Consider the following 25,398-nt stretch of genomic DNA (forward strand, 5'->3'; position numbering starts at 1 on the left):
ATTTAATTAAGTTTTGCTAATGAGTTTTAATACAGAGTTAAAAGTTGGAGTTTTAGGTGGAGGTCAATTGGGAAGAATGTTGCTGCAAAGTGCTATCAATATCAACATCGATTTGAAAATGATGGATGCTGATCCTAGTGCTCCTTGTTCTAAATTAGTTTCTGATTTTGTGGTTGGAGATTTGGAAGATTTTGATGCTGTTTATCAATTTGGTAAACAATGTGATATTCTGACTATTGAAATTGAGAAGGTCAATATCGAAGCCATGAAAAAGCTTCAATCAGAAGGTGTGAAAGTATTTCCTCAGCCTGAAATAGTTGAGATGATTCAAGATAAAAGAGTTCAGAAGCAATTTTATATAGATAATAACATCCCTACTGCCCCATTTGTATTAACTGATAGTAGAGCTGATTTAGAAAAATTAAGCGATAAATTTCCTGCAGTTCATAAAATAGGCAAAGGGGGTTATGATGGTAGAGGAGTTCAAATTATAAAATCAAAGGATGATATAGCGAAAGGCTTTGATGCTCCAGCATTATTAGAAGAATTTGTTCCTTTCAAAAAGGAATTGGCTGTAATTGTAAGTAGAAATGAAAATGGAGAAGTGAATACTTTTCCAGTAGTTGAGATGGTTTTTCATCCAGAGCATAATTTGGTAGAGTATCTATTGTCTCCGGCTGTTATTGATAAATCTGAAGCAGAAAAAGCTAAGAAGGTTGCGATTGAAATTATCCAGAAATTAGAGATGGTTGGCATTTTGGCAGTAGAAATGTTTTTGACAAAAGACAATCAGATCCTAGTGAATGAAATTGCACCAAGGCCTCATAATAGCGGTCACCAAAGTATAGAAGGAAATTTTGTGTCTCAATATGACCAACATTTACGTTCTATTCTTAATCTTCCATTAGGCGATACTTCAACCAAGATTAGCTCTGCTATGGTAAATGTTTTAGGTGAAGATGGCTTTAAAGGAGATGCAAAATATGAAGGAATGGATGAGATAATGAGGATATCAGGTGCTTCAGTTCATTTGTACGGTAAAAAACTGACAAAGCCATTTAGAAAAATGGGACACGTTACCATTACTGATCCTAGTCTAACATCCTTGAAAAGGAAAATTGAGATTGTAAAATCTACATTAAAAGTAAAAGCATGAGCAAAGGTAAAATAGCGATTATAATGGGCAGTCAATCCGATCTTCGAGTAATGAGTGAGGCTGCTAAAGTATTGGAAGAATTAGAGGTTAATTTTGAATTAACTATTGTTTCAGCGCATAGAACTCCTGAGCGAATGATGGAGTTTGCTCAATCAGCAAGAAAGAATGGTTTTCATGCCATTATAGCTGGAGCTGGGGGAGCTGCTCATCTTCCAGGTATGGTCGCGGCTTATACCACTCTTCCTGTTATAGGTGTCCCTGTAAAATCAAGTAATTCTATTGATGGATGGGATTCTGTATTATCTATTTTACAGATGCCTGGCGGAGTGCCGGTAGCTACTGTTGCTTTGGATGGTGCGAAAAATGCAGGAATTTTAGCTGCTCAAATCATATCTAACTTTGATGATAAGGCAGCTAAAAAGTTAGAAAGCTATAAAAAGCAAATGAAGGATAAAGTATTGAAATCTGCTGAAGAAGTGGAGGCTAATGGTTGGAAATCTGCTAAAGTAGGTTTTTGATTACTCCTCTAAGAAAGGGAAGTATAGTGTAAACTCACTATATTTTCCGACCTCAGTTTCTAAGTTGATTTTGCCATTCAATCTATCTACTAAAGTTTTTACAATAGCCAGACCCAACCCATTTGAACTTTCACCACCAGTTGGTCTAGCGCTTAGCTTTTTAAATTTTATAAAAAGATTTTTCTTGTCTTCTTCAGTAAATCCTGGGCCAAAGTCTTTAACACTTATCCAGAAATTATTTTTACCTATGCCTGCTCTTAATATCAAATCGGATTCTAAATCTGAAAACTTGATGGCATTTGATACTAGGTTTTCTAAAATCCTATTGATATAGTTTTTATTAGTTCTTATATAAATATTTGGCTCACATTCTATATTACATTTAATTTCCTTATTGGTCAATTCAACAACAAAATTTGAGACTGTATCTTCTAAAAGTTTTTTAAGCTCAATCTTATCAGATGTGAGCTCTTCTTTTTCAGATGACATCGAATTGACATCTAATAAGTCATTAATTAAATAAGCGCCATGTTTGGCGTTATTTCTTATCATTTCAGTGTATTGATTTTGTTCTTCATTAAGCCCAGATAATCTTAAAAGTTCAGTTAAACCTTTTATTCTGTGAAAAGGAGCTTTCATATCATGTGCTACTAAGTTTAACAAGGAGTCTTTCTCATTATTTAAGTCATCCAATTCTTTATTTCTAATTATGAGCTCATCATTTTGAGTTTTGATTTCTTTGTTCTTAAGCGTTATATTTTTTTGCTGTTGTTCAATTTTATTATTCTTTAGTTGTAAAATTTTATTATGTTTTCTTCTTCTATTAGCGGTTATCCAAATACTAATAAGTAGAATAACAGCTAATACAATGGTCGCTGTAAGCGCAATGTTAAATGCTCTTTGCTTTTGTATGACTTGTTTATAGGTTTCTTCATTTTGTTTCAGTAGCTGATTTTCAGTTTCTTTAACATCAAGTTCTAATCGGGCTTCAAGACGTTCAATTTCACGAGCTGTATTTACATTTTCAGTTTTCTCTTTTAATTCAGAGTATTTTTTGAAATAATCAAAAGCTTCTTGAGTAGAAGCTTTTTTCTCAAAGATTTTTGATAGATAAAAATAAGCGTCTTGTTCATATGTTATATCGTTGTTGGTAGCGAGTTCACTAACTTTTAAAAAGTAATCCTTCGCCTGTTTATACTCATTTCTATAAAAATGAATTTGACCCAAAAGTGAATAAACTTGTATAATGAGATTTACATTTTTTGCTTGTGATGCAAATTCAAGTGCTTCGGTAGCATTTGTTAAGGCAATTCCTAATTGACCTCTTTTGGTATTCATTCTAGCAATAGACAATTTTATGATTGCTAAGTTGGCTTCATCATTTATTTTAGATGCTACTTCATAAGCTTGAGTAAAATATTTTAAGCTGTTATTATAATTTTCCATTTGGCCATAGATGTCAGCTATTTCAAGATAAATAGAGATTATTCCAGAAGGATCATTAAATGATTTTCTAATTTCAGCTGTTTTTAAAGACATTTCCAATGCCTTTTCAAGGTTGTTTTGGGATTGATATAGCTCGGCCAAGCTTTTGTAACCATAGCTCAAGGAAACAGAGTCATCAATTTCTTTAAAAATCTCTAAGGCTCTGAAAAAATTATCGTAAGCTGCTACATAATTGCCTTGATTAAAAAAGAGTCTTCCAATATTGTTGAGTGAGTATCCATATTGCAAAGAGTCACCGTATAATAAAGCAGAATCTTTAGCCTGTTGATAGTGTTCAAAGGCTTTAATGTTTTCCCCTCCATAAAAATAACCTACCCCTTTAAAATTTAAGGCCTTAACAATTTCTTCAGCTAACTCAGGGTTGGAGCTTGATAATTCTATTGCTTTTTGACTATAAAAGATCGTACTATCAGGGAAGGATTTTCTATATTCCCAAGCAAGCTGATTGTAGGTTTGAATTTTTGCGGATGAGCTGGAATTACTCAAAGTGTTTTTAAGGCTATCAATTGCTGTCTTGTTTTGTGCCATTAATATAGATGGTAACAAAATAACTAAGACAGAGAATAATATGCTAAACTTAAGTTTCACTTTAATCGAATGTTTGTGCAATTTATAGTATTTCAACAATAAAAATGCAAAATGATTTGATCTAATTATTAATTTTATAATCTAAGCTAAGAATTTAAAATTATATAAATGTCATCTCATCATATTATAAGAGACGAACAAGAGCCCCCTGTTCTGGTATTTCAATTAAATGATAATTGGCCACAGCTATCCGAGATATTAGGCTGGTCGCCAAATTTATTGATTATGCCTGAATTAAAAGACATATTTGAGTTAAAACAAACTAAAATTGATGGTTATTTAATTGAGGAAAATAGAGAGGTTAATATTGGTGAAAAGGATCTAGTTTATAATAATTCGCAAATATTAGAGTCATTGCTAAACTGGATAAGTAAGAAAAAATATACTGCTTTAAATATTTTTTGCGATGATAATTTCATGATGGAATTATTTCAACAATTGAAAACCTTGCCCACCTCTATTCCTTTCATTTTTTTCACTGAAAAGGGGAAATATATTTTAAAGCCAAATGCTAACTTTAAAAAGTGGTATCCTGAAAATTTTCAGATTGAAATCGTCAATGATGATATTAAAATAATCGAAAATTTGAAAAGAGAGCAAGATGGATATAGGGTAGATAAAGCAGGCTTTGTATGTATTGAAGTCAAAGGAAATTTGGTATTGATAAAAGAGAAATCAGTATAAACCTTAAGCACCCCGAGAATTCGGGGTGCAATTTTAATCAGATTTTATACGCATGAATTAGAGTTAGATTAGCTTTATTTCAAATTACCCGTAAATTTCATTTAAAAGCCCGGCTAATCTAATACCTGCTTTTTTCAATTGGGTTTGAACAGTTCCCCAATTTTTATAGCTGTATTCATATCCTAAATACATATCTTCGGGTAGTTCATAAACCTGGTTTCTTAATCCCATAGCTTCCTTATACCAATCATCTATTGTACTGTTTTGAAGAGCTTTTATTTCGTCTTTTGAGGTGATATTTACAGCATCTGCCAATTCTGTATAGCTAAAAGCTTTGGAATCAATCATTTCACTGTCCCAAACACGGTGAAGGTTTGAGTTCTGACCGAACCATTTTAACCTTACAGCATTTCCTCCCATGTCATCTCTGCCGCCAACATGGCAAGGTTGGTGAATATCTCCTACCAAATGAATCAACATTTTAAGTTTTTCTTGCTCACTTTTTGCATCAAGATTACCTGCTTTTAATTCCTCAGTGATTTTTTCAATCATCATGATGATATCTCCATCAGGGTTTTTCTCACTTTCTTCATATGTCATTCCATCAGGAATAGTAACATAATGCCAAGGTTTAGCATAGTCCCAGCTATCATCTGACTTGATGTTGTCCATCCAAACACTGGCTACTGCTAATGATTTTCCATTTAAAATATCATTTACTTTTTTCTCCACCTTTCTTTTCAAATAGAAAGAGGCCACTTCTCCCACAACTCTATGTCCAGTTTGACCCCATGCTAAAGCTTGAGAAATAGTGAAAATGCTTAAAATAAAAACGCTTATAATTCTAATCTTCATATTTTTAAATTTTTGCAAAGGTAGTATTTTAGTATTACCGAAAGGTTATTTATTGTCACGTAATTTTTGCAATTCTTGCCATTCGTCTCTTAATCTTGCGGCTTCCATAAAATCTAGATCTTTGGCAGCTTTTTCCATTTTCTTTTTGGTGGCAGCAATCATTTTATCTAAGGCTGGTTTATCCATATATTGAACAACTGGGTCTGCGGCAACAGAAGTTTCCACCAATCCTGCATAGTATTTTTGTTGAGAAGTTTTTTTAGAATCAACTGCTACAGTTTGGCCTAATATACTTTCTCTAGATTTGAAAACGGTTTTAGGTGTAATGCCATGTTCTTCATTATATGCTTTTTGAATCGCTCTTCTCCTGTTGGTTTCATCAATTGCTTGTTCCATCGAAGCTGTAATTTTATCAGCATACATGATCACTTTTCCCTTTTCATTTCTGGCAGCACGACCAATGGTTTGAACCAAAGAACGCTGGTTCCTTAAAAATCCTTCTTTATCTGCATCCAGAATTGCTACTAGTGAAACTTCAGGTAAGTCTAATCCTTCTCTAAGTAAATTTACCCCTACCAACACATCAAATTCTCCTAAGTCTTAAATCTCTCAGGATTTCAACTCTATCCAAAGTGTCTACTTCAGAATGAATATACCTAGCTTTTACACCTGCTCTACCTAAGAATTTATTCAGTTCTTCAGCCATTCTCTTGGTAAGTGTAGTACACAAAACTCGCTCATTTAACTTTACTCTCTCATCAATTTCTTCTAATAAATCATCAATTTGATTTCCGCTAGGACGAACATCAATTTCAGGATCTAATAATCCAGTTGGTCTAATGACTTGCTCTACCACAGTCCCTTCTGTTTTTCGCAATTCATATTCTGCAGGAGTGGCACTTACAAAGATTGTTTGACCTATCAAATTTTCAAATTCATCAAATTTCAAAGGTCTATTATCCATAGCGGAAGGCAATCGGTAGCCATAATCAACTAAGTTAATTTTTCTGGCCCTATCACCTCCATACATTGCCCGAACTTGCGGTATTGTAACATGGCTCTCATCTATCACCATCAAAAAATCATCTGGAAAATAATCTAAAAGGCAGAAAGGCCTAGTGCCTGGAGTTCTTCTATCAAAATAACGAGAGTAATTCTCAACGCCTGAGCAGTAACCTAATTCCCGCATCATTTCAATGTCAAACTCTGTTCTTTCCTGAAGTCTTTTTGCTTCCAAAAATCGACCATCTCTTTCAAAGAATTTCACTTGCTCCACCATATCATCTTGAATTTCTTTGATGGCTTGGTGCAATACATCCTTTCCAGTTACAAATAGATTTGCAGGGAAAATACTAATAATTTTTTCATCCGAAATTTTCTTTCCTGTTTCAGGATCAATTCTTTGGATTGACTCTATTTCATCTCCCCAAAACATAATTCTGTAAGCGAAATCGGCATATGCTACAAAAATATCTACCGTATCGCCCTTTACTCTAAATGTCCCACGTTTGAATTCTGCTGTGGTTCTATTGTAGAGAATATCCACAAAAGCAAAAAGCAGTTGGTTGCGAGGAACTTTATCACCTTGCTGCAAGCGGATGATATTTTTTCCAAATTCTTCTGGGTTTCCGATACCATAAATGCAGGAAACAGAAGCCACTACAATTACATCTCGCCTTCCTGAAAGCAGTGCAGATGTAGCGCTCAATCTAAGTTTTTCAATTTCCTCGTTGATAGAGAGATCCTTTTCTATATAAACATTGCTGGAAGGAATAAAGGCCTCAGGCTGGTAGTAATCATAATACGATATGAAATATTCCACTGCATTTTCAGGAAAGAATTGTTTGAATTCCCCATAAAGCTGTGCAGCTAAGGTTTTATTATGGCTTAAAACCAAAGTGGGTTTTTGAACGCGCTCTACTAAGTTCGCAATTGTGAATGTTTTTCCTGAACCCGTAACTCCTAGAAGTACTTGGTCTTGTTCACCTTCTTCAACTCCTTTTTGAAGTTCCTCAATGGCTTTTGGTTGGTCACCCGTAGGTTGATATTCACTTATGATTTTAAAATCCATACTTACAACAAACGATAAAGTTGGAAAATGTTTATCAACAAATATAAGCAGATTTTAAACCCTTATGAATCTTAATTTCATCAATATAAATACTACTTAATTTTTATAGAAGTGTATCAATGTAACAATTGTCACACATAGCCTTTTGTTTTCAATATTTGATGAGTTTATGTCATTCAATATAAAACTTATGCCGTAAACATAAGAAACTAAAAAGCTATAATTATGAACTATTATCATTCAAAAATATTAGAAGGAAAGGACTTTGATGCAGTAAGAACTGAAGTTGAAGCAGCCTTGAAAGAAGAAGGTTTTGGGATTTTAACTGAAATTGATTTTCAAGCCACTATGAAGAAGAAGTTGGATAAGGATTATTTACCTCATGTAATTTTAGGGGCTTGCAATCCTACTTATGCTGATAAAGTTGTTTCAATTGAACCCCATATAAGCACTATGTTGCCATGCAATGTCACTATAAGGGAAATGGAAAATGGGAACATAGAAGTTACAGCTATAGATCCTGCAACTGCAATGGCTGTTGTGGATAATAATGACCTAATTGAACATGCCGAAGAAGTAAATGAAATGCTTAAGAACGTATTAAAAGCATTATAATAAAATAAGGGCAACATTTTTGTTGCCCTCTAATCATAATTCAATTGTTAGCAGCATCCACCTCCATCATAAAAATAAGTGGATGGTGAAATGTAAATATCTTCTCTATCAAGTAAATTCAATGCATTGGCCGTTTTATCACAAACCGATAATGGCTGATTTTGCATCAAAACATGTCCTTTCTTATCATCAAAATATTCTTCTTCTCCAATGTAAATAGCAGTTTTACCAGTAAACACACAAGGCCCATCTTCTGGCATTGGGTCTTTAATAGCGCAAACTTCTACACTTTCTATAAAAATATTTTCTTGCGTATCGTAATGCTTAGGACTTAAGATTCTGTAAGGTCTTTTGGCTCTAATTTCGACAGTGCCAAATCCTGCATCCGTAATTTTTTTAATATAATCAGTTAAGGGTAATGAACCACTTAAGCAAAGTGCTCTTAATCGTTCATCTTCTTTTAAATTTTCAGGCATGGCTTGATCGCAAACAGGATCCGACATTACCAAGCGACCATGAGGTTTCAACACACGATACATTTCATCCATCGCTTTTTTAATATCGCTTTCTTTGAAAATATTAAATAAACAGTTTTGTGCAGCTACATCTATTGAATTATCTTCAACTGGCAGATTTAAAGCATCACCAGTTCTTAAATCAACAAAAGAAGAGTCGAACCAATCGTTTAATTTTTCTGCTTCTGAAAAGTTGTCTCTACTGGCTGTGAGCATTTCTTCTACTACATCCACACCAACTACGCCAGTTTTTTGTCTGCTGAAATAAGAGAATTGCAGTAGTTCCATTCCTCCGCCTACTCCCACATATAATATGTTGGGATTGTTAACCAAATCACGAGGATGAACCGTACTTCCGCAGCCGTAATTCATTTCCTGCATTCTTTTGGGTATGTCTAATCCTGGTAATTGCCAGATTGGTGTGGTAGTGCAACAAAGTCCTACATCTGGAGTTTCGGCTGCTTTTCTATAAACATCCTTTGTGGTTTCTAAATAAGTATCGTTCATATTTGATCAAAATAAATTTAATTAAAGTACGGGAATAAATTTAAGATAGATTGTTACAAATGAGACATTGCTAATACAAGCGGATATTTGAAATGGTTTACTTAGTGAATTTAAATCATTTTTAATCAAACTCATCTTCTATATCTCCCACTACAGTTTCCACCAAATTTTCTAAAGTAATCATACCAATAATTTTATTGGTCTCAGATTTTACCATTGATATGTGGAATCTGTTTTCGTTCATTTTTTTCAACAGATTTATGATTGGGGTATTCTCGTTAATGAAAATGATGGGTCTTATAAATTCTGTCAACTTGTTTTCAGAATTCTCCTTTTCGTTTAGTGCAATTTCTTTGAAATTTATATATCCGTATACATCTTCTATAGAGTCAGTGCTACTTATCGGATAACGAGTATGTTTATGTTTAGCCGCTAAATTGAAATATTTATCAAAGCTAATATTCTCTTTGAAAAAAATGATTTTTTCTACAGGTAGCATAATTTCTTTCACAAAACGTTTTTTTAGTGTAGAAGTGTTGATAATGATGTTTTCTTGATCGGTATCAATTATCTTTTCCAATTTAGCCATTTTGGCAATTGTACGAATATCATCTAAGCTGTATGGATTGCTCTTTTTTCTTTTACCCACTAAAAGGTTGGTGAATGCTTGAGTCACTACAATAAGAGGGTGCAGAATTTTAATAATTACCTGAAGAGGCCTTGCCATCCTCCTGGAAATCAAGTTTGATTTATTTACACCAATTACTTTGGGTAGGATTTCCGTACCAAAAAGAATTACGATTGTAAAAATGACTGAAAATATCCAGATATACTTTTCCCCGTAAATCGCATCAAAGGCACTACCAGCTATAGTTGCTCCACCTGTATGGGCTATGGTATTTAAAATAAGAATTGCGGATATGGGCCTATCTATATTTGATTTGAGTTTATGCATTATCTTCGCATAAGTTAGCCCCTTTTCTTTATCAGTTTCTATTTTTACTTTATCAACACTGAGCAAAACAGCTTCAGCCATGGAACATAAAAAGGAAACAAATACTGCAACAAAGGTGCTTATTACGAATACAAGCATGGTAATCTAGTTTATTCTTGTAGCAAGGGCTCAAGACTAATTCTTAGTAAATACCCTAACTCTTTTGATTCTTTTTTGGTCAACTGCCACTACTGTGAATGTGAAGTTTTTAAATTTTATTTTCTCTCCAGTGCGAGGTAATTTGCTGTTAATTTCTAGAATAAGGCCACCTAATGATTCGCTTTCTCCTTTTACTTCTTCGAAAGTACTGGGTTCTTCATTTATGATTTTGCAGAAATCATTTAATGATGTTCTGCCTTCAAAAATATAGGTATATTCATCTAGTTTATTATAGGCAACATCAATATCTTCATCAAATTCATCATTGATTTCACCAACGATTTCTTCAATTACATCTTCTAAAGTAATAAGTCCTGAGGTACCGCCATATTCATCTACCACTATTGCCATATGAACCCTTTTTTCCTGAAAGTCCTTTAATAGACTGTCAACTTTCTTGGATTCAGGTACGAAGAAGCCTGGTCTTAGCAGTGTTTGCCATTCAAAGTTTTCTTCTTTTTCTATATAGGGCAATAAGTCTTTAACATAAAGAACACCCTCAATTTTATCAATAGTGTCTCTATAAACGGGTATTCTACTAAAACCGTTTTTATTGATTTGATCCATCAGTTTGTGGTAATCATCATCAAAATCAAAGGCGGTAATATCAAGACGAGATTTCATTACTTGACGTACTGAAAGGGTTCCGAAATTTACAATTCCTTTTAATATTCCTTTCTCTTCTTCGGTAGTGTCTTTATCAGCAGTGATTTCAAGTGCCTGATGTAATTCATCAATTGATACACTAAAGCCTTTTTGTTCTACTCTTTTTTCAATGATTCCGCTTAAGCTCATTAATGGAATAGATATGGGGCTAAATATTTTAGCAGAAAAATTAAGAGGAAAGGCCATTCTAGCAGCAAAACTTAAATTGTTCTGGTTGGCATATACTTTAGGAACAATTTCACCATAGAAAACAATCAGAAATGTTACGATAGCAGTTAAAGTAACGACTAATAAACCTTCTGTTTCTTTAGTGCCTACTATTTCCCAGGTTAAATAAGTGGAAAGCGTAACTATCCCTACATTAATAAAATTATTAAGGATTAGGATAGTGGCCAATAAGCGTTTTGGATTTTTTAAAAGCTCCAGAATAGTCTGTTCTTTTGGCTGATTGCTAGTTTTGCATTTAGCCAAATCATCGTGAGACAATGAAAAAAATGCTACTTCAGAGCCTGAAACTAGAGCTGACATCATAAGTAAAAACATCATCAATAAAGTATTGATGATGTAAAACCAATGATTGCCGTTTTCGGCTATATTTGCTAATAAAATTATACTAGGGGAAGGGTCTTCCAATTTTTATAATTGTTTATTAAAATGGTAAATCGTCCATTTCGCTGTTGGTATCCGGTGTTTGGCTTGGTGCCGCAGCGGCCTGATTATTGGATTGATTCCCTGCATAATTTGATGACTGACCTGAATCATCGCCACTTTTCTTTCCACCAAGCATAGTCAATTGGTCACCTACAACTTCTGTTGTATAACGTGTAACGCCTTCTTTTTCCCATGATCTGGTTCGAAGTTTTCCTTCTATATAGACGCTATCTCCTTTTTTCAAATATTTTTCAGCTACTTCCGCTAAACCTCTCCAAAGCACAATATTATGCCATTCAGTTTGATCAACTCGTTCTCCAGAATTTCTGTCTTTATAGGTTTCGGTTGTTGCTATTGAAAAATTTGCAACGGAAGCTCCGTTGTCCAAGTGTCTTACCTCTGGGTCTTTACCCAGATTACCAATCAAAATGACTTTGTTTACTCCTTGCATAAGTTAAAAAGTTTTAGTTCAAAATTACAGTTAATAGTTGAAGCAAACTGCTTTTTTTGAGGAAATATTTTCTCAACAGTTAAAACTTCAGGTATAAATTTACCTAAAAATATTTTCTTGTCAAATAATTCTCAATCAATCTGGGTTTTGGAAGTTCTTCAACCTCCTGTTTTGTATAATACTGTAAATTACTGTCGTTCAATATTTTTTCATTGTTTGATTTTAGTTCAATAAATACGGCTTCTAATCGCTGATGTGAAAGTATATGCTTAACTGGTTCAGATATTTCAACTACTTCAGCATTGCTGTGGTGTTTATTTACTTCTTCAAAAATCTCTTCTGTCGATAAAGCAATTTTGCTTTCTATTAAGTCGAAATCAAATAAGCCTTGCCAAATATCTTTTGGCCCTCTTTTTTTCATTGCCAATTTTTCACCATTCAGCCAGATCAAATAATAGAGGTATCTATTTTTAACCTTTATCTTTTTCTTTTTAACAGGTAGTTCTGATTGTTTATGATGAATTCTAGCCATACAATCTTGAGCTAAAGGACAATTTCCACAGTCAAATTTCTTTGGTGTACAAATCGTTGCGCCTAACTCCATTAAAGCTTGATTGAACGAAGCGGCTTGATTTTGAGGAATTAATTCGTTGGCAACATTAAAAAATTGGGTGAAAGTTTTCGGTTGAGCAATATCTTCTGAAATATCAAAATACCGAGCAAGCACTCTAAAAACATTTCCATCTACCACGGGCACTGCCTGACCAAATGCAAAAGATGCTATTGCAGCAGCTGTGTATTTACCTATGCCTTTTAGTTTCAGTAATTCATTATATGTATCTGGGAATTTGCCATTATACTCTTTTACTATTGATTTAGCACATTCATGTAGATTTCTTGCTCTAGAATAATAGCCCAATCCTTGCCATAGTCTCATCACTTCATCTTCAGGTGCCAATGCCAAATCTTGCACAGTAGGATACTGGCTTACAAATTTGTTAAAATAAGGGAGGCCTTGGTTTACCCTGGTTTGTTGCAAAATGATTTCAGAAAGCCATATTTTATAAGGGTCTGAAGTATTTCTCCAAGGTAAGTCCCTTTGGTTATTGTTATACCAATTTATAAGAAGATTTGAGAAGCTATGAATCATATAAATGCAAATATGAGCAATCTTAAATAAAATAAATAAAGAATATAAAGATGAAGTTATTAATAAGATTTTGCATAAATTGTTGAAAATTAAAAGGTTAAATGTGAAATATGGAATAAAAGCTTACATATCTTTAAAAGATTTTACTTTTAAATTCAAAAATGTAGGACTACCTTTGCAGACCCAAAATGATAGGGTAAAATTTTTTAATAATTTAAACCAAATAGAAGCGTGACTAAAGCAGACGTTATATCAGAAATTTCTGAAAAAACAGGTATAGACAAGGCAGATGTAACCGCTACAGTAGAAGCATTTTTCTCTGTTGTGAAGGACTCAATGGCTGATGGTGAAAACATTTATGTGAGAGGTTTTGGTAGTTTTGTGAATAAGAAAAGAGCTAAGAAAATTGCTCGTAATATTTCAAAAAACACCGCTATTGTAATTGATGAGCATTATGTGCCTAGCTTTAAGCCATCAAAAGTATTTGTTGAAAAGATCAAAAGCTCAAATAAAATAACTGAAGAAGTTTAATTTCAGACATGCTTAAGTCCCGAATCATATTAATTGTTATAGCCATTGTTTTAGTAGCTGTGTTTTTCAGTTTACCTAAAGTAGTGGTGGATAACGAGAATGAAAGTATCGATAAAGGGGCCGAAACAGCAGAAAACAGTACATCTTCAGGGGAAACTTCTGCATCCTCAGATAATAATATGATGACTGAATCTCATTCAGGAAATATCCCTAAAGAGGTTCGGGAAGATATTGAACGGCTAAGAAATAGTTATAATTTGGCTGAGAATCAAGAAAATAGTATTATATTTGCGGATTCTTTAGCTGATGTGTTTCGAAACTTAAATAGGTTAGATAGCGCAGCTAAGTATGTAGAATTGTCTCATGAAGATAATGAATTAATAGGAAACGCCTATTACGAAGCTTTCAGTTTTGCAGCTGATGTTGAAAAAGCAAATAGGTTAGCAGTGAAAACAAGAGAATACTTGCAAAAAGTATTGGATGAAAACTCTGCTAATAACAGTGCTAAAATAAAATTAGCAATGACTTATGTGTCTTCTGACAATCCAATGAAAGGCATTTCGATGCTTTTAGAAGTGGTAGAAGAAGATCCAGATAATGAAGAAGCTCTATTTAACTTAGGTATTCTCTCAGTTCAATCTGGTCAATACAGCAAAGCAATTGAGAGATTTGAAAAGCTTTTAATACAACACCCTGAAAATATTCAGGCAGAATTTTATTTAGCTTTGAGTTTGATGAATAATGGTCAGAAAGCAAAAGCTAAAAAGCTATTTACAGAAATTAAAAATAAAAGTAATGATGAGCAGTTGTTAGCAGCTGTTGAAAGTTACTTGAATGAATTGTAATAAAATTGTTTAACAAAAAATTTTAAAGTTATGCCTTGCGGTAAAAAAAGAAAAAGACACAAGATTTCAACTCATAAGAGAAAGAAAAGACTAAGAAAAAACAGACATAAGACCAAGAAGTAATCATTACTTCTTGTTGTCTTTTTATAAGACATTTTTTTAGTTTTCACTTAAACTTATAGAGCTTTGAGCAATGAATTAGTTATTAATTCAACTCAAAATGGCAGTCGTATTGCCCTTCTAAATGATAGGAATCTTATAGAGATTCATTATGATAATAAAGAAGAGCAGTTTAGTGTGGGTGATATTTATTTAGGGAACGTCCGAAAAGTAATGCAAGGCTTAAATGCCGCATTTGTGGATGTAGGTTATGAGAAAGATGCATTTTTGCACTATCATGATCTTGGACCGAAAGTGAACTCACTTTTAAAGTATACTAAATTTGCCACTACTCGTAATAACACCTCATACAAATTAAGTAAGTTCAAATTAGAGCCTGAGATTGACAAATTAGGTAAAATCTCACAGGTGCTCTCCAAGAACAAGCAGGTGTTGGTTCAGGTTATTAAAGAACCTATCTCTACGAAAGGGCCAAGACTATCATGCGAGTTGTCACTAGCAGGAAGGTATTTGGTATTAGTACCATTTGCCAATGGAATAAGCATATCCAAAAAGATATCAACTAGTGAGGAACGTAAAAGACTCACCAGATTAATTTCTTCCATAAAGCCAGAGAACTTTGGCGTAATCATCCGTACTGTTGCCGAAGGTAAAGAGGTAGCTGAATTAGATACGGATTTAAGAAATTTATTAGACACTTGGGAGAATGGAGTTAAGAAACTTAAAGACGCTAAACCGAAGGATAAAATCATCGGTGAAGTAGGCAGAGCTTCTTCTATTCTGAGAGATATGATGAATGAATCTTTCGATAACATCCATGTGGATGATGAAGAAATATTCAAGGAAATTCAGACCTATATCCAGAAAATAGACCCAAGTAAAGAAAAAATCCTAAAACTCTACAACGGGAAGAATAAGATTTTTGAACATTTCGGGATTGAAAGGCAATTAAAATCCTTATTTGGACAATCTGTTAACATAAAAGGTGGCGGATATCTTATTATAGAACATACTGAAGCATTACATGTTGTAGATGTCAATAGTGGTAATAAGTCTAATAATGAAGAAAGCCAAGAAGATACAGCTTTAAATACGAATCTGGAGGCTGCTAAAGAAATAGCACGTCAGTTACGATTGAGAGATATGGGAGGGATTATTGTGGTCGATTTCATCGACATGAAAAATCCTGATAATAAAAAGCTTCTCTTTAAAAAGATGAAGGATTTTATGGAAACAGATCGCTCTAAGCATACTGTTTTACCATTATCTAAATTTGGATTAATGCAGGTGACCCGTCAAAGGGTTAGGCCTGAATTGAATATTATTACAAAAGAAAATTGTCCTACTTGTAATGGAACCGGTAAGATAACCGCTTCCATATTAGTTTCTGATAATATAGAGCAGGATTTGGATCACCTATTGACTAAGCAGAATGAGAAATCATTAAGTCTAGCAATACACCCATTCCTATATTCTTATTACACAAAAGGAATTATTTCCTTACGTGTAAAATGGTTCTTTAAATATGGTAAATGGATTAAGCTAATACAAGATAGTTCTTTAGCCTTAACTGAGTACCATTTTATGAATGCAAATCAGGAATTGATAGAGATGGAATAATTATAACATAATTGTATTATTTTAATAGCCCGTAGTTTATCAAAAAACTACGGGCTATTTTTATTATATATTACATCGAAGCCAAATGCACGTTAGTCTAAGATATTTTTGGGGTAATTAAAATTTCCCTAAATTTAGGGAATATTGGATTTTTTTAACATGACGATCAGTAAATCATTGTTTAATTTATTAATTGGGGATAAAAAAACATTGTTACTCACAATAATTTTTGTGCTAGTGTCTGTTCGTGCAGTATCTTTTCAGATTAATGATTCCCTTCAAACAGCATCCGCTGATTCAATAATATTTCATGATTTTGATGGATCCAACTATCAAGCAAGTTCTTTTAATTATACCTCAGTTGAGGATGAAGATGGCATTATGTATTTTGGAAATGAAAATGGATTGTTAGAATTTGATGGAAGCCATTGGCGATTATACAGAACACCCAATTATACACCTATTACTTATCTAAAGATCGTAGGAGATAAAATTTATACATTCGGCAGTAATGAGTTTGGTTTCTTTCAAAGAAATAAAATTGGAAATATGATCTATCATCCCTTGAACGATAGGTCAACTGATGAAATTGATATCTCTTATATTTGGAAAATACTGGAACACAACGGAGATGTTTATTTTAGTGCAGATAGTTTAATATTTAAATGGGATGGTGAGATTTTGAAAAGAATTCAAGCTGACAATAAATATTTAACGATGTATAATGTTGAAGATGAATTGTTAGTTTCTTTTTATGGTAAAAATGGAGGTTTAGCTTTACTCGAAAAAGATACTTTTAATTTTGTAAATAAGAGTTTTAATTTCCAAGAAGATTATGCTTGGGAAATCATTCAAAAGGAAGATGAAGAATGGTTATTGTTTACTTCAGAAAATGGGGTTTTTAAGCTAGATCCTGAAACCTATGAAACGGAGGTGTGGGATAATGAAATAAATCAATACTTCTTACAGGATAGTACTTACTTATATTATGTTGAAAGGTATCAGGATTCTTTATTTTTAGGTTCAACTTGGCAAAATGGAATTGTACTTTTTAATGATGAAGGAGATATCATTAGGAAGTTAGATAAAAAATCTGGTTTATTAACTAATTACTATTCATATCCTATTGAGGATAGAAGAGGTAATATTTGGCTAACTACAGAGGTTGGGTTGCAATATTTGGAATTCTATAATCCAGAAGAAGAAGAATTTAATTTTAAACCGCAGACTAAAGTTAGATATATTAAACTTGGCGACAGCTCCGTTTTTATAAGAGATACTAATCATGTTTTATCTATTTCGGAAAATAAAAGTAATTCAATTGACTTTTACTTTTCTGTACCTAGCTTTTTTAAAGAAAATTTACAGTTTTCCTATTATTTGGATGGCTTTGATGAAGACTGGTCAGAATGGACCAATAATACGCGTAAAGAATATACAAATTTATCTGGTGGTAAATATACTTTTCATCTTAAAGCTAGAAGTCTTAATAACCCAGATTTAGAAATTCAATCATTTGAGTTTGATATTATAGTACCCACTAAATGGTATGAAAGTTATATCACTTATGTGCTACTTGCGGTGTTATTAAGCTTGTTAATTTTTGGGTTTATTAAATACCGTACGCATAGATTAAGCATTACCAACAAGAAACTTGAGAAAATAGTAAAAAAGAGAACCTCAGAGCTTCGTTCTCAAAAAGAACGCTTAAAACAAGCAAACGAAGAATTAAAAACAATTAATAATGAACTAGATAATTTTGTTTATCGATCGTCTCATGATTTAGTGGCTCCTTTGAAATCTTTAAGAGGCTTAATTTCGGTAGCAGAGATGTCTGACAGACCAGAAGATATTAGAGAATATTTCAAATACATGAATGTCAGCATTACTAAACTGGAGGAATTTATAAAAAGCATTATGGATTTTTCCACTAATACTAAAAAGCCACTTGAAATGAAACCTGTTAAAATGGATTTCATATTAGATAGTATAGTGGAGGATTTGAAATTTTATGCAAATGCAGATAAAGTTAAGTTAATAAGGGCTTATAATTCTGATTTTGAAATAAAAACTGATCCCAAAAGGTTGAATATTGTATTGAGTAATTTGGTAACTAATGCCTTGAAATACCATGATTTTGAAAAAGATGAATCTCCGTATATTAAAGTGAGTGCAAAAGTTAAAGACAATTCTTATGTGATCGAAGTGGAGGATAATGGATCAGGAATTCCGGAAGAATATCAAAGTAAGATATTTGAAATGTTTTTTAGAGCTCATCAAGGTATTGAAGGTTCAGGGTTAGGGCTTTATATAGTGGTAGATACTCTAAATGTATTGAAAGGTACTATTGATTTTACTTCTAAAACTAGAAAAGGGACCAAGTTTACAATCCTACTTCCTTTTGTGAATTAAATAGAGTCTATTTGGTAATTACACTAGATGAGTTTATACCTATCTGATAATCAGTACCAAACAATGAATATTTGTGATATTAATTGTTAAACTTCATATAATTTATTGTTCATCAATTTCTTCATCCAACTCCAATAGATTTTTTAAATTGAAAATTACTTTGTCCAATTCGGTTGCACTTGTTTTCAAATGCTTTAAGAGGACAGGATCTATTTTTCCATCTTTTGCTAATTCCATCACATTAATAAGGCCTAATACATTGGCAACCGGTGCACGAAGTTTATGAGAATTATAATAGGTAAATTCAGCAATTTGACGGTTCCTTTCATTTAATTTCTGGGTTCTTTCAAAAACCCTTTGTTCTAGATTATTATTGAGGCTGTTAAGTTCCTTATTCACTCTAGCCAGTTCTAATGATTTCGATGAAATCTTGCTCTGTTTATCTTCAATTTCTTCTTTTTGCTGTTTAAGTTTTATATGAGCACTATTAAGCTGAATGCTTTTATTTCTGAGATATAAAATGAGAATAAATGCTAATATTAATACAATGATTAATATAGTTATAAACTGTGTTCTATTTTCAATTTTATTGGATAATTCTGCTTGTTCTAATGCTAATTTATACCGCTCTTTTTCTTTTTGAGACAAATTATATTGAATACTTAATTTATTAATTTCCGCTCTTGATTCTGAATTGAATATAGAATCTTTAGTTTCCAGATATTTATCAAAATAAAATACAAGTGAGTCTTTGCCTCCTTTAAATTTAAATAAATCAATTTTTGACTGATATATATTAAGCAATAAATCTAATGCATTAATTCTTACAGCAAGATTTTCAGCCTCTCTTAGATATTGATTAGCTCTTTCAAAATCATTTTGATCAAGATAGATTTTGGCAATTTCAATTTTACTTTCAACAGTTCCTCTTTCATAATTTATGTCATCCCAAAATTTCAAACTTCGCTCAAGAAAATACTGAGCGGAGTCATATTGCCTGATTTCATGATTAATAATGCCTTTATATAAGTAGGTGAAACCCCTAGATTGTGTGCTTACACTGTCTTTATTCAGAATTTGATTGAGATAGTAATTAGCGCTATCATAATTTTCTTTGAGCATAAATAACTGACCTAAGTTTACTAGTATTAACTCAGGAGAAAGATTCTCAACTTCACTTACTTTTTGTAGGGCTAATTTTATAAATCTGGCAGACTGTGTATAGTCTTTCTGTTTTTTATAAGTCTCACCAATATTGTTTAAGGTTTTAATGACTTCAATAGAATTCTTTTCGTGCTCAAATAATTTAAGTGCTCCAAAATAGGCATTAAGAGACGCATAATATATTCCTTGTAGCCAATAGAAAGTTCCTTTTTTACTTAAAATATAAGCTTTTCCACTATTGTCTTTTTCGGACTCTAACTGTTCCTCTAATGCATTAACATAAAATAATGCATCTGTTGGAGATTGTGAGTATAGTTTTTCAGAAATATCTAGAAATTCAATTATCGCCTCTTCTTGCTTGAAACTTTCATTTGAGAGCTTGTTTTTAAGCAAGCTTTGTAAAGAATCATTCTGCAAAGCCAATAATGAATGCAATTGCACGATAATTAGCAATAAAATAGGCGGTATGACTTTTAAAAAACGGCTTATCATAATTTAAAATAGCCAATAATTTAATCAAAAAAAATTAATGTTACAGCCGTTTAGCTTACCTAATTTTTCATGACTAAAGATTTTAAAGTAAGTATCCAATCTTTATTGTCGTTTAAGCTCTCGACTAAATCCCATCGCTCTCCACCTGCTTCTTCAAACTCTTCTTTAAACTCCTCTCCCACTTCAATAGTGGTTTCCAAACAATCAGAGACAAAAGCAGGAGAATAAGCTAAAACTGATTTTTTCCCATCTTTAGCCAATTCTTTCAAAACCTCATCTGTATAAGGTTTAATCCATGGGTCATTTCCTAATCTACTTTGGAATGTAACGGTATATTTATCTTCTGGTAAGTTAAGTTCATTTGCAATTAAGCGTGCAGTTTGGAAGCACTGAGCCCTATAACAAAATCTATTTTTATCATGATAAGCATTGCAACAATTACCCAGCTTACAATAATTATCAACAGAACCTTTTCGGATTTGCCGCTCAGGTAAACCATGAAAACTAAAAAGAACATGGTCATAGTCATGCTTATCCAAATATTTTTTACCTAAAGCTGCAAATGTTTTATAATAACCTGGCTCTTCTACAAAATTGCTAATGAAATTAATATGAGGAATAATCTGCCATTTTTGTACAATTTCCATGACCTTATCTTGAACAGATCCGCTGCTTGCAGATGCATATTGAGGAAATAATGGTATTACTATTATTTTAGCTACGTTATGACTTCTTAATTCATCCAAAGCATCTTTTATACTTGGAGATTGATATCGCATTGCTATTTCGACTACATACTCATCATCTAATTCCTGTTGCAACAAATCTCTGATATCTTCCCCATAGAATTTTAAGGGAGACCCTCTTTCTACCCAAAGTTTACGGTATTCTTTGGCAGATTTTGGTGCTCTGAAAGGTGCAATTATTAAGTTCACCAACATCCATCGGAATAAAAAAGGAATATCAATTACCCTTTTATCCATTAAAAATTCTCTTAAATATTTTCTTACATCCGATGTTTTTGTAGAATCTGGTGTTCCCAAATTCACTAGTAATACTCCTGTCTTTCCTTGATTTGCTTTTTTCATATTGGGTTGAATAACCAGCAGTGTGATTTTATGTTTTAAATTTCAAAATTAACCAAAGATATATTGATATAATATTCTATTAAGGATTATTACTAATAGTTTGAAATGTTTTGATGACTTATTAAGAAATTCCTAAATCTCTTTTTTGTTTTTCAAGAGATGCTTTTAATTCTGATTCGTTCTTTTGGAGTTTCTCTATTAATGATTTCTTCAATTCTTGTTGATATGCTTTTAATTCAGCTAACCCGCCCTCTCCAGTACTTTTAATTTTACTTTCAATTTCTTCTATTTGTTGTATTAAAGCATCTTTTTCTTTTACTAAAGCGTCTATTTTTTGATATACTTCTGTAATGTCAAAAGCAAATTTGACAATTTTGGTTATTTCCTCATTTTGATTTCTTAAAATTGAATAAGAGCCTTTGATGTTAATTTTTTGTCCATTTTTACTGTAGCGTTCAAATATTCCACTTTGAATTTTCCCTGCTCTTAAATTTTCCCAAAATGATTGATAATCTTCTGAGTTAGCATAATCTTCACTTACAAAAATACGGTGATGTCTTCCTTTAATTTCATCTACTGAGTTATAGCCAAATAATTTAATAAAAGTTTCATCAGCAGTAAGGATATCTCCTTTTGGATTAAACTCTATATAAGCCATGCCACTTTTTTCCATGGCTACTAAACGTTCATTACTTTCTTTTTGGGCGCGTTCCATCTCTTCTTGGGTGGCCTGCAATTCCTCCATATTCTGGCGCATTTCCTCTTCTTGAGCACGCATTTCCTCTGTCATCTGTTGAGAATCCTCTAAAAGTTTATTGGTTCTCTCATTTATCTTAACAGATTGAACTGAGGAAGCAATGTTTTCGCCTACGTCCTCAATAAATTTCCTTTCATTATCGGTAAACTCAGTAAAAGTACCTATTTCAATCACACCATAGACAGTTTCATTGGCGATTAGCGGAACTATGAAAATACTTTTTGGAGTTGCTTTTCCTAATCCTGAAGTAATAGTAATATAATTTTCAGGCAGTTCTTTCATGTATATAGACTGCTTTTCTAGATAAACTTGCCCAACTAATCCTTGTCCAGGTTGAATCGTTTTTTCTAAAAACTTCTTTCTGTCGTATGCATAAGTTGCAGTTAGACGAAGTGCTTCCTCTCCATTTTCATCTTCATCTACTATAAAAATGCTTCCTTGATTTGCATTTAGGTAGTTTACCATAAAAGTGATGACGTGATCGCTCAACTCCGAAATGTTGTTATTGTATTTCCGTAAGATGTCACCAAATTCAGCAGAACCTTTATTTGTCCAGTTTCTAATTCTGGCTTCTTCCGATACGTTTTTGAGGCTATCACGCATTTCAGCTAAAGATAAGCCAATGTCTCCTTGATTATTGAAAACAGAAATATCACTATCAAAACTCCCTTTTCCGACTTCCAAAGCAAAGTTCTTTACATTAGATAGATTTTCTGATAGCGTATGAATTTCTTCTAAAATAATATCGAATTCATCGTTGGTATTAGCTCTTGTTTCAGGAATGTTTCCCTCACTTAGGATTTTTACTTCATCTTGTAATGTGTTGATACTGCTTTTGAATTGTCTTCTTGCGAACCGATATAATATAAAGCATAAAAGAATAGAAATTATGACAATAATTGATTCAACAATTACGAATCTATCGCGAGCATTATATATTTTTTCAGCCACACCCCAAGATTCTTCTTCGATGTTCGCATACAAAAGGCTTGCTTTTTCATCAAATTCATCGCTTAAAGACTTTAAATTATCTGCATAAAGATTACCATTTGGATTGTTGTTTGAGCTTTGGTCTGCTAATTCATCATCTATCCAATTTTGGAGATCATTTGAGTCATATATAGTATCACTTTCTGATCCAGGATAATCATTTATTGATAAACGGATATCCCCACCTCCAAACTGCGCATTATTCATTACTTCTTTTTGCTTAAGCTGGATTCTGTTGCCAAGTCTGCTCAGCTTTTCATATAAAATAATGTTCTCTGGATTCTCCCAAGAAGATTTTAAAGAATCAATACTGTCTTTAGCTGATTGGATTTCTTTCTCCCAAATTTCTTCAATTTCGTTTTTTAAACGGTCATTTCCTGAAAGTAAATAATCTTGAAGATTAACATTGGAATGGCGTATTCCACTTTTAAAGGCATTTACATAAATTCGAGAGGGTTGTTTATTTTCCAAAACATCATTTCCCATCATCATGATTTTGCCGATTTGCGAAAGTGTTATAATAACAACAATTACTATCAATAGGGCCATACTGCCATAGCCGATGATCATTCTGCTTTTAATGGAATTGAAGTTTATTTTTCTCATGTTACACGCTCGCTTTTTCCAAGTCTCAATTTATCTTTTATCAACCTAATTAAAAAGCTTCAAACATAAATTTTAAGCAAACGGTTATTCTGACACATTAAAATCTTTGGAAAATGAGGAAAAAGCATCAAAAATCGCTGATTTGGTTCAGGAAAAATTTAAGAATTGAAGATAATCAAGCACTTTTGGAGGGAATCCAAAACTCAGAAAGATACCTGTTGCTTTATATTTTTGATGAAATAGAATGGAAAGAAAATCCAATTGGCTTGAAGCGATCCTCTGATTTGAAATTAAAATTCAGATGGCAAACTGTGTTGGACTTAAAATATAATATTGAACAGAAGGGAGGGCAATTATTGATTCAAAAAGGGGATTCTAAAACCATCATTCAATCACTTTTGACGGAGAATAAATTTGATGCACTATATGCTCCTAAAGAATTTGGTACAGAGGAAATTCAAGAGGAATTAAGCATTGAAAAACTATTTATAAAACAAAAAAGAGAGGTGCATTTTTATGCTCAAACTACACTTTTTCATGAGGACGATATTCCCTGGCCTATTGGAAAATTGCCAGATATTTTTACCCAATTTAGGAAAGAGAATGAAAAACAAACCGAAGTAAAAGATTTATTAGAAACACCACGAGATTTATCAGCTTCCTTGCCTGTAGACTACAATTTTGAGTTTTCAGATTTAGGGATTGATGATATTCAACCAAATTCAAAATCGGTTCTAAATTTTGAAGGAGGTGAAACAAAAGCTTGGGAGCGTTTGAATCAATATATATGGGAATCAGACCAACTCAAAGAATATAAAAATACCAGAAATGGATTGCTGGGGGAAGCTTACTCTTCCAAATTTTCCCCTTGGCTGGCTTTAGGATGTGTTTCTCCTAAATCAATTTACTACCAGGTTAAGAAATATGAAAAAGAACGAAAGAAAAATCAATCTACTTATTGGTTAATTTTTGAACTGATTTGGAGAGATTATTTTCAATTTGTTTTGAAAAAATTTGGTTCTCAGCTTTTCCAAAAGGAAGGAATAAAAGGAAATGAAGTAGAATGGAAATGGGATTTAGAGCTTTTCCAAAAATGGAAAAATGGCGAAACAGGAGTACCGTTTATTGATGCCAATATGCGGGAATTAAATGCTTCTGGTTTTATGAGCAACCGGGGCAGGCAAAATGTAGCCAGCTTTTTGGTAAAGGATTTGGGATTAGATTGGCGAATGGGCGCCTGGTATTTTGAGCATCAATTAATTGATTATGATGTGGCAAGTAATTGGGGAAACTGGGCTTATGTTGCTGGAGTGGGAAATGATCCAAGAGAAAACCGCTATTTCAATATCCTAAGCCAAGCTAAAAAATATGATGCTAAAGGGGAATATGTTAGAAATTGGATTTCAGAATTGAAAGAAATCGAAGGCTTTAATATTCATAAAATCTCTTTAATGAAGCAGACTGAATTAGAAAAACTTAATTTGGATATACCAGAAATTTATTTGAAACCAATTGTGGATATGGATAAATGGGAGTATTAAAATAAAAATTGAATGAATTCATGGTCGTACTGAATTTTAGAACTGTGGATTAAATTTTGTTGCTAAGTGGTCTTCCTTTACATCTTACCTCTTCATCCTTTAGCTTTATGCTCAAATCTTCTTATTTTTGTTTTTTAGCCTATAAC

General features: G+C 32.7%; 19 protein-coding genes and 1 pseudogene. 9 read left to right on the forward strand and 11 right to left on the reverse strand.

Annotated elements, in window-relative coordinates; all coding sequences use genetic code 11:
• Window positions 1-19 precede the first annotated feature (19 nt).
• Both QYS49_RS04555 and purE read left to right on the forward strand, forming a co-directional pair.
• Window positions 20-1,156: a 5-(carboxyamino)imidazole ribonucleotide synthase gene (locus QYS49_RS04555; protein WP_308350512.1), complete on the forward strand. Its 1,137-nt coding sequence runs from the start codon at window positions 20-22 to the stop codon at window positions 1,154-1,156.
• A complete protein-coding gene (gene purE, locus QYS49_RS04560) occupies window positions 1,153-1,674 on the forward strand; it encodes a 5-(carboxyamino)imidazole ribonucleotide mutase (RefSeq protein WP_308350514.1) in 522 nt (173 codons plus the stop codon). Before QYS49_RS04555 ends, purE begins: the two co-directional genes overlap by 4 nt.
• On the opposite strand, the gene QYS49_RS04565 is transcribed toward purE, so the two are convergent.
• The gene (locus tag QYS49_RS04565; protein WP_308350516.1) at window positions 1,675-3,708 is read right to left on the reverse strand and encodes a tetratricopeptide repeat protein; all 2,034 of its coding nucleotides are present in this window, start codon (window positions 3,706-3,708) and stop codon (window positions 1,675-1,677) included. It abuts the gene before it with no gap.
• Between the two features lie 168 nt (window positions 3,709-3,876).
• Between QYS49_RS04565 and QYS49_RS04570 the strand changes: the two genes are divergently transcribed.
• Window positions 3,877-4,452: a hypothetical protein gene (locus QYS49_RS04570; RefSeq protein WP_308350517.1), complete on the forward strand. Its 576-nt coding sequence runs from the start codon at window positions 3,877-3,879 to the stop codon at window positions 4,450-4,452.
• Window positions 4,453-4,536: 84 nt separating this feature from the next.
• Here the strand turns inward: QYS49_RS04570 and QYS49_RS04575 are convergent, their stop codons facing one another.
• Together QYS49_RS04575 and uvrB are read right to left on the reverse strand one after the other, a co-directional pair.
• Entirely contained in the window at window positions 4,537-5,307 is a 771-nt protein-coding gene (locus QYS49_RS04575) for a S1/P1 nuclease (RefSeq protein ID WP_308350519.1), read from the reverse strand.
• 45 nt (window positions 5,308-5,352) lie between these two features.
• A pseudogene (gene uvrB / locus QYS49_RS04580) lies at window positions 5,353-7,378 on the reverse strand (excinuclease ABC subunit UvrB).
• 225 nt (window positions 7,379-7,603) lie between these two features.
• Here uvrB and QYS49_RS04585 point away from each other — a divergent pair.
• Window positions 7,604-7,993 carry a DUF302 domain-containing protein gene (locus tag QYS49_RS04585; RefSeq protein WP_308350521.1) on the forward strand — a complete coding sequence of 130 codons (390 nt, stop codon included), beginning with the start codon at window positions 7,604-7,606 and terminating at the stop codon, window positions 7,991-7,993.
• A gap of 47 nt (window positions 7,994-8,040) precedes the next feature.
• Here the strand turns inward: QYS49_RS04585 and arsM are convergent, their stop codons facing one another.
• The 5 genes from arsM to mutY form a co-directional block, all read right to left on the reverse strand.
• Complete coding sequence (gene arsM / locus QYS49_RS04590) at window positions 8,041-9,015, reverse strand: arsenosugar biosynthesis arsenite methyltransferase ArsM (RefSeq protein ID WP_308350523.1); 975 nt, start codon at window positions 9,013-9,015, stop codon at window positions 8,041-8,043.
• Window positions 9,016-9,136: 121 nt separating this feature from the next.
• Window positions 9,137-10,108, reverse strand: coding sequence for a CNNM domain-containing protein (locus tag QYS49_RS04595; protein WP_308350524.1), 972 nt, complete (start codon window positions 10,106-10,108; stop codon window positions 9,137-9,139).
• 36 nt (window positions 10,109-10,144) lie between these two features.
• Window positions 10,145-11,467, reverse strand: a complete 1,323-nt coding sequence (gldE, locus tag QYS49_RS04600; protein ID WP_308350525.1) for a gliding motility-associated protein GldE — start codon at window positions 11,465-11,467, stop codon at window positions 10,145-10,147.
• A 16-nt stretch (window positions 11,468-11,483) separates the two neighbouring features.
• The gene (locus QYS49_RS04605; RefSeq protein WP_308350526.1) at window positions 11,484-11,936 is read right to left on the reverse strand and encodes a single-stranded DNA-binding protein; all 453 of its coding nucleotides are present in this window, start codon (window positions 11,934-11,936) and stop codon (window positions 11,484-11,486) included.
• A gap of 103 nt (window positions 11,937-12,039) precedes the next feature.
• Window positions 12,040-13,086, reverse strand: a complete 1,047-nt coding sequence (gene mutY, locus QYS49_RS04610) for an A/G-specific adenine glycosylase (RefSeq protein WP_308350528.1) — start codon at window positions 13,084-13,086, stop codon at window positions 12,040-12,042.
• 231 nt (window positions 13,087-13,317) lie between these two features.
• Here mutY and QYS49_RS04615 point away from each other — a divergent pair, with 231 nt between their 5' ends.
• The 4 genes from QYS49_RS04615 to QYS49_RS04630 all read left to right on the forward strand — a co-directional run bounded on the left by QYS49_RS04615 (window position 13,318) and on the right by QYS49_RS04630 (window position 18,614).
• A complete protein-coding gene (locus QYS49_RS04615) occupies window positions 13,318-13,617 on the forward strand; it encodes an HU family DNA-binding protein (protein ID WP_013454713.1) in 300 nt (99 codons plus the stop codon).
• An 8-nt stretch (window positions 13,618-13,625) separates the two neighbouring features.
• On the forward strand, window positions 13,626-14,462 hold the full coding sequence (locus QYS49_RS04620; protein ID WP_308350531.1) for a tetratricopeptide repeat protein: 837 nt from the start codon (window positions 13,626-13,628) through the stop codon (window positions 14,460-14,462).
• 186 nt (window positions 14,463-14,648) lie between these two features.
• A complete protein-coding gene (locus tag QYS49_RS04625; protein WP_308350533.1) occupies window positions 14,649-16,202 on the forward strand; it encodes an Rne/Rng family ribonuclease in 1,554 nt (517 codons plus the stop codon).
• A gap of 144 nt (window positions 16,203-16,346) precedes the next feature.
• Entirely contained in the window at window positions 16,347-18,614 is a 2,268-nt protein-coding gene (locus tag QYS49_RS04630; protein WP_308350535.1) for an ATP-binding protein, read from the forward strand.
• A 102-nt stretch (window positions 18,615-18,716) separates the two neighbouring features.
• Here QYS49_RS04630 and QYS49_RS04635 read toward each other — a convergent pair whose 3' ends face one another.
• From QYS49_RS04635 to QYS49_RS04645, 3 genes are all read right to left on the reverse strand, one after another.
• Window positions 18,717-20,270 carry a tetratricopeptide repeat protein gene (locus tag QYS49_RS04635; protein WP_308350537.1) on the reverse strand — a complete coding sequence of 518 codons (1,554 nt, stop codon included), beginning with the start codon at window positions 20,268-20,270 and terminating at the stop codon, window positions 18,717-18,719.
• Window positions 20,271-20,329: 59 nt separating this feature from the next.
• Window positions 20,330-21,358, reverse strand: a complete 1,029-nt coding sequence (gene hemH, locus QYS49_RS04640) for a ferrochelatase (RefSeq protein WP_308350539.1) — start codon at window positions 21,356-21,358, stop codon at window positions 20,330-20,332.
• Between the two features lie 121 nt (window positions 21,359-21,479).
• Complete coding sequence (locus tag QYS49_RS04645; protein ID WP_308350541.1) at window positions 21,480-23,711, reverse strand: GAF domain-containing protein; 2,232 nt, start codon at window positions 23,709-23,711, stop codon at window positions 21,480-21,482.
• Window positions 23,712-23,824: 113 nt separating this feature from the next.
• On the opposite strand from QYS49_RS04645, the gene QYS49_RS04650 reads away from it, so the two are divergent.
• Entirely contained in the window at window positions 23,825-25,252 is a 1,428-nt protein-coding gene (locus QYS49_RS04650) for a DASH family cryptochrome (protein WP_308350543.1), read from the forward strand.
• Window positions 25,253-25,398 lie beyond the last annotated feature (146 nt).

The organism is Marivirga salinae, from assembly GCF_030503855.1.
GTDB classification, from domain to species: domain Bacteria; phylum Bacteroidota; class Bacteroidia; order Cytophagales; family Cyclobacteriaceae; genus Marivirga; species Marivirga salinarum.

Bases quoted from the DNA above. Each gene is read 5' to 3' on its own strand.
- QYS49_RS04555 (WP_308350512.1), top strand. From the start codon at position 20: ATGAGTTTTAATACAGAGTTAAAAGTTGGAGTTTTAGGTGGAGGTCAA.
- purE (WP_308350514.1), top strand. From the start codon at position 1,153: ATGAGCAAAGGTAAAATAGCGATTATAATGGGCAGTCAATCCGATCTT.
- QYS49_RS04565 (WP_308350516.1), bottom strand. From the start codon at position 3,708: ATGGCACAAAACAAGACAGCAATTGATAGCCTTAAAAACACTTTGAGT.
- QYS49_RS04570 (WP_308350517.1), top strand. From the start codon at position 3,877: ATGTCATCTCATCATATTATAAGAGACGAACAAGAGCCCCCTGTTCTG.
- QYS49_RS04575 (WP_308350519.1), bottom strand. From the start codon at position 5,307: ATGAAGATTAGAATTATAAGCGTTTTTATTTTAAGCATTTTCACTATT.
- QYS49_RS04585 (WP_308350521.1), top strand. From the start codon at position 7,604: ATGAACTATTATCATTCAAAAATATTAGAAGGAAAGGACTTTGATGCA.
- arsM (WP_308350523.1), bottom strand. From the start codon at position 9,015: ATGAACGATACTTATTTAGAAACCACAAAGGATGTTTATAGAAAAGCA.
- QYS49_RS04595 (WP_308350524.1), bottom strand. From the start codon at position 10,108: ATGCTTGTATTCGTAATAAGCACCTTTGTTGCAGTATTTGTTTCCTTT.
- QYS49_RS04605 (WP_308350526.1), bottom strand. From the start codon at position 11,936: ATGCAAGGAGTAAACAAAGTCATTTTGATTGGTAATCTGGGTAAAGAC.
- mutY (WP_308350528.1), bottom strand. From the start codon at position 13,086: ATGATTCATAGCTTCTCAAATCTTCTTATAAATTGGTATAACAATAAC.
- QYS49_RS04620 (WP_308350531.1), top strand. From the start codon at position 13,626: ATGCTTAAGTCCCGAATCATATTAATTGTTATAGCCATTGTTTTAGTA.
- QYS49_RS04635 (WP_308350537.1), bottom strand. From the start codon at position 20,270: ATGATAAGCCGTTTTTTAAAAGTCATACCGCCTATTTTATTGCTAATT.
- hemH (WP_308350539.1), bottom strand. From the start codon at position 21,358: ATGAAAAAAGCAAATCAAGGAAAGACAGGAGTATTACTAGTGAATTTG.
- QYS49_RS04645 (WP_308350541.1), bottom strand. From the start codon at position 23,711: ATGAGAAAAATAAACTTCAATTCCATTAAAAGCAGAATGATCATCGGC.
- QYS49_RS04650 (WP_308350543.1), top strand. From the start codon at position 23,825: ATGAGGAAAAAGCATCAAAAATCGCTGATTTGGTTCAGGAAAAATTTA.